Below are 9061 nucleotides of genomic sequence, written 5' to 3'. Positions count from 1 at the left end.
CTGAATTCTACAAAATGAACCGAAATTGCCTCAACTGTGAGAAATCCGCGTCGACGGTAAAAATGCTCAAAAATCGGACGATATCGAGCCGTCCGAGCATGGGCTGCGAGTATCTTCAGATACCGAGATCTTTTTTGATACGTGCTTCCTTGCCGGTGCCATGTTGCGGACACCCACAGGTAATCGTGCAGTTGAAGAGATGGCAATTGGCGATAGGATTTGTACCTATGATTGGCGCCACAACGCAGAACTGACCCAATCGGTTAAGTGGGTTGGTCATAAGAAGATGGTTGTTAGGCCACATCTTCGTATTGATGAGGCAGGCTATCCGGTTCGTATCTTGAAAGATGCTATTTCTGATGGTGTGCCATATAAGGACCTTCTTGTGACACCAGAACATTGTCTATTTTTTGATGGGAAGTTTATACCAGTCCGTATGCTCGTAAACGGACGTTCTATTTTCTATGATCGTGTTTTCACAAGCTATACATACTATCATATTGAAACAGAAACACACTCCGTTATCTGGGCCAATGATATGCTCACAGAGAGCTATCTCGATACAGGGAACCGTGCGACGTTTGCACAGCATGGTGTTGTGGTTCTTTTTGGTGATAGACATACCCATGCACCAAAAAAAAATGAGCATGCTGACCTGAAAGTTGCTGCCTTCCAGAAAGGGCGAGTTACAGTTTAGTTCTAGGTCGCGGGTTATTTGCAAAACGACGTTGCGGTTAGAATCCGGATAGCATTTTCAATGAATTATAAAGTATGGCCTCTGCGGACGTAAAAATTGTTGATGAGGTGCGTAATGGCCCTTAAACTAACATGGGAGTTCAGACTTTACAGCTCTGAGCACACCTGCTTTGGCAGCATTTTTAAGTTGCATAGACATAAGTGCAGTATGCTGGCGAATATTCGAAACGTCTGCATAAAAGGCGTCCATGAGACTGATCACTCAAAACAGCTCTTCAAGATCTTTGGCGCGATAAGGATTATGCCGCTTTTTAAAAGACCGATGTGTGGACGCGACTGCACGACCTAGGGTGACAACTCAGTCTTATTGGTTTTATGCCAATTTTCTTCATGTCCCTCATCGGGTTGGAGTGGGCTGAGTTTAAGTCGAGACACATCCATATCGTTATGCGCTCTCTTTTGCAGCGATGCATGAAACTTTGGAGGTGCTTTGGGCTGTTGGGCTGCCATCTCTGCTACCCGCTTTTCAGCATTGGCCAACATTTGCGGGATGAGTTGTGTTTCAGGAAGATTTTTCCAGTATTTCCGGGGCATTTCTGAGCGCATAGCCTTGGTTTTGATACGGGCCGGATTAAAAATGGAGACGTAATATGTCTGCCATAAAGCATCTATCTGATCCTCAACGGACGCCTTATCACAGGGCTCATGGGAGAGAGCGCAGTGTTCCCCATTCCAAGCGATAGACCCTTTAGGGGTTAGGATAACCCAATCCATATCCGTAAATCTTTTTGTGAAAAAAGAGGCTACGGTAGAGAGAATGTAGTGGTCTGGCTCAAACCACGCCAAAAAATTTCTGCGGTTATTCTCTGAGTTTGCTCCACATTCACGAAACCGCACAAAGGCTTTCATTTTGTGGGCATCACGCCGCACTTGGTGGTCCATGCGGAGGGCCTGAGCAATATCAGGGTCAACAGTAATGGAGGCAAGCGCTGGTTCCTGCTGTGCACGGCACAAGATACGATACGCCAAAGCAAAACGCTCTTTGCTGGCGTGTCTAAGCATGGATTTAAGAAGTGCCAAGCATGTATTGCGCAAGACTGGAGATATCCTGCCGGTTTGCGCGGGCGGTAGCGTGGTCGCAAGGTCAAACAGCGTGGCTTCTTCAGATGTGGTGCACCACTCCACGTCATGTGGTTGTAAGCCAGCCAGAAAGCACTGACGGGCGAGGGGGCGCCAGTCTTCAAAACTGGCATGATCGGGTAGCCTAACGCGGTAAAGCATAGTCATAGTAGGGAAAGTTGCTGGGGTGGTGGCACAAAGAGGGACCTAAGATCCTGCCGGTCTGCCAGACGGGTAGGGGACCAGCCAGTGGTGTACAAAAATGGTTTAATCTTGCGGAGCGATATGTTCAGTTTAGCCAGATCTTCCAGCCGCAGGTGTCTATGCCGGCGTGCAGCAAGAATGGCTGTAACAGAGCGTACACCAAGCCCTGGTACGCGTAGCAGCATTTCCTTGCTGGCGCGGTTCAGGTCAACCGGGAACAGGGCTCTATTTGCCAAAGCCCATGCCAGTTTTGGGTCAAGCTCCAGATCAAGCATACCATCAGGCCTGTCAGCCGTGATTTCTGCAAATTGAAATCCGTAAAAACGGAAGAGCCAGTCTGCCTGATAAAGCCGATGTTCCCGTAGGAGAGGAGGTGCCTTGACTGGCAAAAGAGAAGACGCATCCGGTATGGGGCTAAAAGCTGAATAATAAACGCGGCGCAAGCGGTAGCCTGTGTAGAGGGAGGAGCTGCTGCCTAAAATATCGCGGTCACTCGCGGCATCGGCACCCACAATCATTTGTGTGCTTTGGCCGCCGGGAGCAAAGCGAGGAGCCTTTTTGCCAGAAAGTGTTTTCTCTTTCCCTGCATCAATATGAGTGCGCATCTCTCCCATGGAGTGGCGGATTTCGGATGCGTGTTTTTGGGGTGCATAGGCCGCTAGCCCGCTTTCTGTAGGCATTTCCACGTTTATGGAGAGCCTGTCAGCATACAGCCCTGCTTCAGCCAGCAGCGCGGGGGAAGCATTGGGAATGGTCTTGAGATGAATATAGCCCCGGAAACCATGCGTTAGCCGGAGTTCACGCGCAACTCTGACCATCTGGCCCATTGTGTCATCGGATGAGCGGATAATGCCGGAGGAGAGGAAAAGCCCCTCGATATAATTTCTCCGGTAGAATTCCAGTGTCAGCCAGACAACCTCATCCGCCGTAAAGCGGGCACGCTGCACATTGGAAGAGGAGCGGTTGATGCAATAAGCACAGTCATAAATACAGAAATTGGTCAGCAGTATTTTCAGTAGGGAAATACAACGCCCGTCCGGTGTATAGGCGTGGCATATGCCATTACTGGTGGAGCCTAGCCCTTTACTGGCGGCAGAATCCCGCTTGCCAGCACCGCTGGATGAGCAGGAGGCATCATACTTTGCGGCATCCGACAGAATGGCCAGGCGGGATGTCAGGCTGTGCTTCATGGTTGTTCATGTTATGTTCTCTTTCCGTGAAAAGCAATATTTTTGATGAACCCTCATGAGGGTGGTTGGGGGCTTTTGTTTAAAAAACGACGTTAACGGCAAACTGTGGTGCAACGCGAATGCCTGTATTATGGCCAGCGTAATAGACAGACGCCCCAGTAATGAGGCCGATGGACGAGTTGAAGTTATATTCAACAGCAGGATCGACCTGCCAATCCCCTGAAGACGTGCCTATTTTCTTCAAGTGACTACCATTTTGCGTTGTACCCCAAATTTTGGACCCATTGGCCCAATCCCGTGCGACATCTACAGCCGCGACCCACCGGCGCGTTATGCCATATTCAAGGGAGAAACCGGCTTGGCCGCTCATGCCCGGTCTGCCGTGACCTTGAAATCCGGTTGGGGTGGAATAGGTTGTGCGCCCATCAAGTCTAGCTGCATTCAAGGCATGGCGAAACCAGCCCCATGTGCGCAGCCGTAGAGGGTGATTGCCCGGCAACATATAAGACGATTGGCTCAGGAGAGCCGTGCGGAACACATAAGATCCGGTGCCTACCCCATTCTGCGCATTTTGCAGTTTGTTATAGTCACCGGTTGGGAACACAATCCCCGCAAAAATATTGAAAGAGGGAATATAGCGTTTTTGGTTGCCGTCTATAAAACGCCAGATCAGATCTACCGGGAAGTCACCGAATTTTGGTCCGTTGGAATGGCCTTGCGTGTTCTTCCATCCGTAAGACACTACCGTATGGGCCTGTATGCTCAGGCTTTCTGTTAGACCATATTTCCAGAGTGTGGAGTTGCTGAAAAGCTGTTGTCTGGGGTGCTGCGGCTGGCTGACGCCTGCGGCGTCAAAATACCCTACTGGAAGCGAGTAGGTAAAATAAGGCTCGATCGTGCCTTGTCCTGTATGGTTTTTGGCAGGGGCGGGGGAAAGGAGCGAGCCTGTATACCACTGCTCCGCCTGTGCTACATCGTAAACAGAAGCTAAATATAAAATAACACTTCCTGCACAGGTTAAAAGTCTTGTTTTCTTAAGTGATGAAAGAAAGTAGAGCATTTCTGTTTCAAGGCCAGTGCAGGATACGGAAACTCGATACGAATGTGTTATAAATACAGAACGATACGAAGGTGAACCGTAATAATAATCAAAACACGGGGGCTTTTACATGCCAAAATGGAAATTTCGCAATACAAAAAAGAAGAAAAAATTTCACATTTTGACCTCGGGTAGGTTTTTCTCTATAGGTTCGTTCTTTATTCAGAATGTTCATAATCGAATGACACTATGGTAAAGGGAATGCGGATGGGCGCTGCCACACATCCAGGCAATACACGTAAAAGAACAGTCGCCATTCTGGTGGCGTTGCTTCTTGGTATTGTGAGCGGGCTTGCTGTCCATTCTTTCCTGCCAGCTTACATCCATACTGCGGAGCAGCTGTCGTCCCTGCTGACCGGGTTGTTCCTGCGCCTGATTCGTATGGTCATTGCGCCGCTGGTCTTTGCCACGCTGGTGAGTGGTATTGGAAAGCTTGGCGATCAGAGCCTTGTCATGCGCGTGGGCGGCAAAGTGCTGCTCTGGTTTGTGGCTATGTCCTTCCTGTCTTTGACCATCGGGTTACTTGGGGCCAATCTGCTCCAGCCCGGCTTAGGGTTTACGCCAGATCATGCTGCGGATGTGTCTGGCCTTAAGCACCCGTTCCTGCCTGTTGATTTTATTCTACATATTGTCCCGACTAGTATTCTGGATGCCATGGGGCGGAACGATATTTTGCAGATTGTTGTTTTTTCCGTTCTGTTTGGCTTGGCGTTGCCTGCGGCAGGCACTGCGGGAAAAACAATGCTGGGATGGTCAGAAGAACTCGCAAAAATCATGTTGCGCATGACCGATATGGTGATGGTAACGGCGCCTCTGGCGGTGTTTGGTTCCATTATGGGCAGTCTGGCCCATAGCGGCCTTGGTATGCTGCTTCAGTTCGGTCGGTTTCTGGCGGAATTCTACGGCACGATTTTCTTCCAGTGGATGGTGCTGACAGGCATTACATTCTGTGTGTTGGGCACGCGCATCAAGGGATTGATCCAAAATCTTGTGCAGCCGGTTCTGCTTGGTTTTTCTACCGCCAGCAGTGAATCTGCCTATCCGCTCCTACTTGAAAAGCTGGAAGATTTTGGAGTGCCTGCCCGGATTGGTGGTTTCGTGCTGCCTTTGGGTTACAGCTTCAATCTGGATGGTTCCATTCTGTTCCAGTCCTTCGGGGCCATGTTTATTGCGCAGGCTTACGGCATTCATCTGGCATGGACACAACAGTTGCTGATGGTGCTGGTCATGATGCTGAGCAGTAAGGGGATTGCCGGTGTGCCCCGTGCGTCCCTCGTTACGCTGGTGGCAGTTCTGCCGCAGTTTGGTTTGCCTGAGGCGGGTATTGCCCTGATCCTTGGGATTGATCACTTCCTAGATATGCTACGCACCGCCACAAATGTGCTGGGTAATGGGTATGCCGCTGCGGTTTCCGCCAAATGGGAAGGTGTGTTGTCCAAGGGCCGGACTGAGGACGCAATTTAAGATGATGTCAGAACGGAGACGTTGCAAAGACGGTGCGGCACGGGGTGCTGGGCACAGGCGGTGGCTTTGTTCTGTGGTAACGGGCTTGTGCCTGACATCAGCCATGGTATCAGCCACTTTTGCTGCACAGACTGCTCCGGAGGCCCCTATGTCAACAGCGACTCATTCACGCCCACGCGTTCTTATTCTGGCCACAGGTGGGACAATTGCTGGCAAGGCTGATGCAAGGTCTGCAATTGGTTACGATGCAGGGGGCGTGAGTGGTCAGGACCTGATTGCAGGCGTGCCGGGACTGGACAAGCTAGCGGCTTTGCATGTGGAGCAGATTGCCAATATCGGCTCCCAAAACATGAACGATGGTGTCTGGTTTGCTCTGGCAAAACGGATAAAAGCGGCATTTGCAGCCCATGAGGCGGATGCCGTTGTGGTCACACACGGCACCGATACTATGGAAGAGACGGCTTTCTTCCTTCAAACGGTTCTTAAAAGCGCTTATCCCGTTGTTGTTACGGGCGCCATGCGGCCTAGCACGGCCATAAGTGCTGACGGGCCAGCCAACTTGTATGAAGCTGTTAAAGTGGCAGTTGCGCCGCAAGCCAAAGGGCGCGGGGTTATGGTGGTGTTGAATGATACCATTCACGCTGCACGCTGGGTTACCAAGGTCAGCACAACAGATGTGCAAACCTTTCACTCCATTAATGCAGGCCCCATTGGCTATGTAGACCCTGCGTCCGTAAGGTTTCTGGCACCTGCTGTGCAGGCAGAGGGCACCGTGCCGGACTTGATCCACACCGAGGGTAAACTGCCACGTGTGGAAATTATTTATGGTCATAGCAACATGGATGCCCGCCAGATTGACCATGCCATTGAAGATGGTGCACGCGGCATCGTTTTAGCTGGTATTGGGGACGGCAACGCATCTGATGAGGCTCTGGCGGGGCTGGATCGTGCAGTTGCCAAGGGTGTGCTGGTGGTGCGTGCCAGCAGGGTAGGGAGTGGGCTGGTGAACCGTAATGTTGAGGTCTCGGATGACACTCATGGCTATGTAGTATCTTACGACCTTAATCCGCAAAAAGCCCGCATTTTGCTACAGGTGCTCATTGCCGGTGGCGTGACGGACGTGCATGCCGTGCAGGCAGCTTTTGGGCAGGGGCTCTATTAAAACGTAACGCTTGCAAGCCTGCGTGGTGGCCTGTGTATTTGTCCTGAACATGAAACTATTTGGCGCACAGGCTTTGGATGGGTATACACCGGCAACACCCCAGCAGCACCGAGGAATGAATGGCCGGACTCTCTGCACGTATAGGTCAGGTTTTTGACCGCTATTTTCAGGTTTCTGCGCGAGGGTCCAGCTTTGGCCGGGAGATTGTAGCCGGTATTACAACATTCGGGGCCATGGCCTACATCATGGCGGTTAACCCGGACGTGTTGTCCGCCGCCGGGTTGGACAAAAATGCCATGGTCATGACGACTATTGCGGCGGCTGTGTTCGGCTCCCTGTTAATGGGACTATGGGCAAAACTTCCCATAGCGTTGGCTCCGGCCATGAGCAGCAATGTCATTTTTGCTCAGGTTGTTGTGGTGCGTATGGGTGTGCCGCCTGCGGTCGCCTTTACCATGGTGTTGTTTGGCGGGTTGGCTTTTCTACTGCTTTCCCTGACGCAATGGCGGCAGAAGATTATTGCGGCTTTCCCCATTCCCGTGCGGATGGGTATTCATTTTGCCATTGGGGCTTTTATTGCGCATATCGGCATGGTGGCAGGTGGTCTTGCCGTTAAAAGTAACGAAGGTCTGTCTTTTGGTAGCCTGACCGATCCGGCTGTCATACTGAGTATAGCTGGTGTTTTTCTGGCTGTTGTTCTGCGCTGGTCACGGGTGCCGGCGGCTATGCTGTTTTCTATTATTGCCATTACAATAGCAGGCTGTTTTGTGCCGCATAAAGGTGGGGGGCTTGTTACCAGCCTGCCAGAACATTGGGCGGAATGGCCGCACTACCCATGGCACATGCTATTTCCTTACGATTTTAAGGGATTTTTCTCACACTTCTTTATGGTGTTGCCTGTCACCTTGTATTTTTTCCTTGGTGATTTTTTTGATGCCACCGGCACCATGATGGCAGTAACCCAACGGTCTGGCCTTAAGGATAAAGACGGTAAGCCTCTGCTCGGGCAGGCGGCGTTTGCATCAGATGCTACAGCGAGTGTTGTTGGGTCTGCGTTGGGCACCTCTACCGTTTCAGCCTATCTTGAATCTCTGGTTGGCGTTGAAGCCGGAGGGCGCACGGGGCTGGTCGGGCTAACAGTGGCCGTTTTGTTTGCAGCGTCCTCTTTCCTGTGGCCCCTTATTACGTCTGTGCCCGCTATTGCTACGGCTCCCGTTCTTATTCTGGTGGGGCTGGGGATGCTGGGAGGGCTGACTGACCTACGGGATATGTCTGCTCAGGATAAAGCCGTGCCATTGCTGATGGTGCTGGTTACCGTCATGACCGGTGACTTCATGATCAGTCTGGCACTGGGGCTGCTGCTTTATACAGTGTTGGTGTGTGCCCGGCGGCAGTGGAAAGAGCTTAGCATCATGTTGGTGGGGCTTGATGTTGTGTTCCTCGTTTATCTCTTCATTTCCTCGCGGATGGGCTGACCTGTGCCGGGGTGGCTGGTGAGGCAGTTTAAAACCTGTTAGGCAAAGCCCGCTTTATTGGCTTTGACTGCAAGGCCTTAATCTGCAATTGTTATGATATCGATACTTTTGGGGCGTTCTTAATGCTGAAAACAGGCCTTTCACTTCTTGCTGGCAGTATAATGGCTTGCTCTGTTCTGACCGGTTCAGCGCTGGCTGCGTCAGATGGTGCAGCGGTGTACAGCACCAACTGCTCCGTGTGTCATCAGGCTGGTGGCGTGGGTATGCCGGGGCAATTTCCTGCCCTTAAGGGGCGTATTGATAAAATTGCGGCCACACCGGAAGGCAAAGCCTATCTGGCGGACGTGGTAATCAATGGTTTGCATGGCCCCATTCAGGCCGGTGGCGCAAGCTACGTGGGCTTCATGCCGTCTTTCAAAGGATTGCCAGATGAGGATCTGGCGGCTGTCTTGTCTTACCTGACAACTCTTGGTGGCACGGCACAAACCATAACGGCTGATGACATCAAGACCGCACGCTCAAAACCAAAAAAGGGCGCTGAGATGATGGCTGAACGTAATGCGCTCAACGCGGCACATCCCATTCCCTAAGCGTTGTGCTGATTGACTGTTGAACTGAACTGCCCCCTTCAAACCAAGACGTTGAAGGGGGC

7 protein-coding genes and 1 pseudogene are annotated in these 9061 nt (G+C 51.4%); 5 read left to right on the top strand and 3 right to left on the bottom strand.

What is annotated here, in order from left to right; translation table 11 throughout:
- Nucleotides 1-142: 142 nt before the first annotated feature.
- A pseudogene (locus ACTIDN_RS08995) lies at nt 143-619 on the top strand (Hint domain-containing protein); the annotation flags it as partial.
- Between the two features lie 422 nt (nt 620-1041).
- Here the strand turns inward: ACTIDN_RS08995 and ACTIDN_RS08990 are convergent.
- The 3 genes from ACTIDN_RS08990 to ACTIDN_RS08980 form a co-directional block, all read right to left on the bottom strand.
- Nucleotides 1042-1983, bottom strand: coding sequence for a TIGR03915 family putative DNA repair protein (locus tag ACTIDN_RS08990; RefSeq protein ID WP_441376776.1), 942 nt, complete (start codon nt 1981-1983; stop codon nt 1042-1044).
- On the bottom strand, nt 1980-3209 hold the full coding sequence (locus ACTIDN_RS08985; protein ID WP_441376775.1) for a putative DNA modification/repair radical SAM protein: 1230 nt from the start codon (nt 3207-3209) through the stop codon (nt 1980-1982). Before ACTIDN_RS08985 ends, ACTIDN_RS08990 begins: the two co-directional genes overlap by 4 nt.
- A gap of 79 nt (nt 3210-3288) precedes the next feature.
- On the bottom strand, nt 3289-4269 hold the full coding sequence (locus ACTIDN_RS08980; protein ID WP_441376774.1) for a transporter: 981 nt from the start codon (nt 4267-4269) through the stop codon (nt 3289-3291).
- A 246-nt stretch (nt 4270-4515) separates the two neighbouring features.
- Here ACTIDN_RS08980 and ACTIDN_RS08975 point away from each other — a divergent pair, with 246 nt between their 5' ends.
- The 4 genes from ACTIDN_RS08975 to ACTIDN_RS08960 all read left to right on the top strand — a co-directional run bounded on the left by ACTIDN_RS08975 (nt 4516) and on the right by ACTIDN_RS08960 (nt 8999).
- Nucleotides 4516-5772: a dicarboxylate/amino acid:cation symporter gene (locus tag ACTIDN_RS08975; RefSeq protein WP_441376773.1), complete on the top strand. Its 1257-nt coding sequence runs from the start codon at nt 4516-4518 to the stop codon at nt 5770-5772.
- A 103-nt stretch (nt 5773-5875) separates the two neighbouring features.
- Nucleotides 5876-6934 carry an asparaginase gene (locus tag ACTIDN_RS08970; RefSeq protein ID WP_441376780.1) on the top strand — a complete coding sequence of 353 codons (1059 nt, stop codon included), beginning with the start codon at nt 5876-5878 and terminating at the stop codon, nt 6932-6934.
- 119 nt (nt 6935-7053) lie between these two features.
- Nucleotides 7054-8409, top strand: coding sequence for an NCS2 family permease (locus ACTIDN_RS08965; protein WP_441376772.1), 1356 nt, complete (start codon nt 7054-7056; stop codon nt 8407-8409).
- A gap of 122 nt (nt 8410-8531) precedes the next feature.
- Nucleotides 8532-8999 (top strand): c-type cytochrome, encoded by a 468-nt coding sequence (locus ACTIDN_RS08960; RefSeq protein ID WP_415508466.1) that lies wholly within the window; start codon nt 8532-8534, stop codon nt 8997-8999.
- The last annotated feature ends 62 nt before the right edge of the window (nt 9000-9061 follow it).

It is taken from the genome of Acetobacter sp., from assembly GCF_052102375.1.
Lineage (GTDB): Bacteria > Pseudomonadota > Alphaproteobacteria > Acetobacterales > Acetobacteraceae > Acetobacter.
Note: the sequence above shows the minus strand (reverse complement) of the source record. Positions and strands in the feature narration are given on the sequence as shown.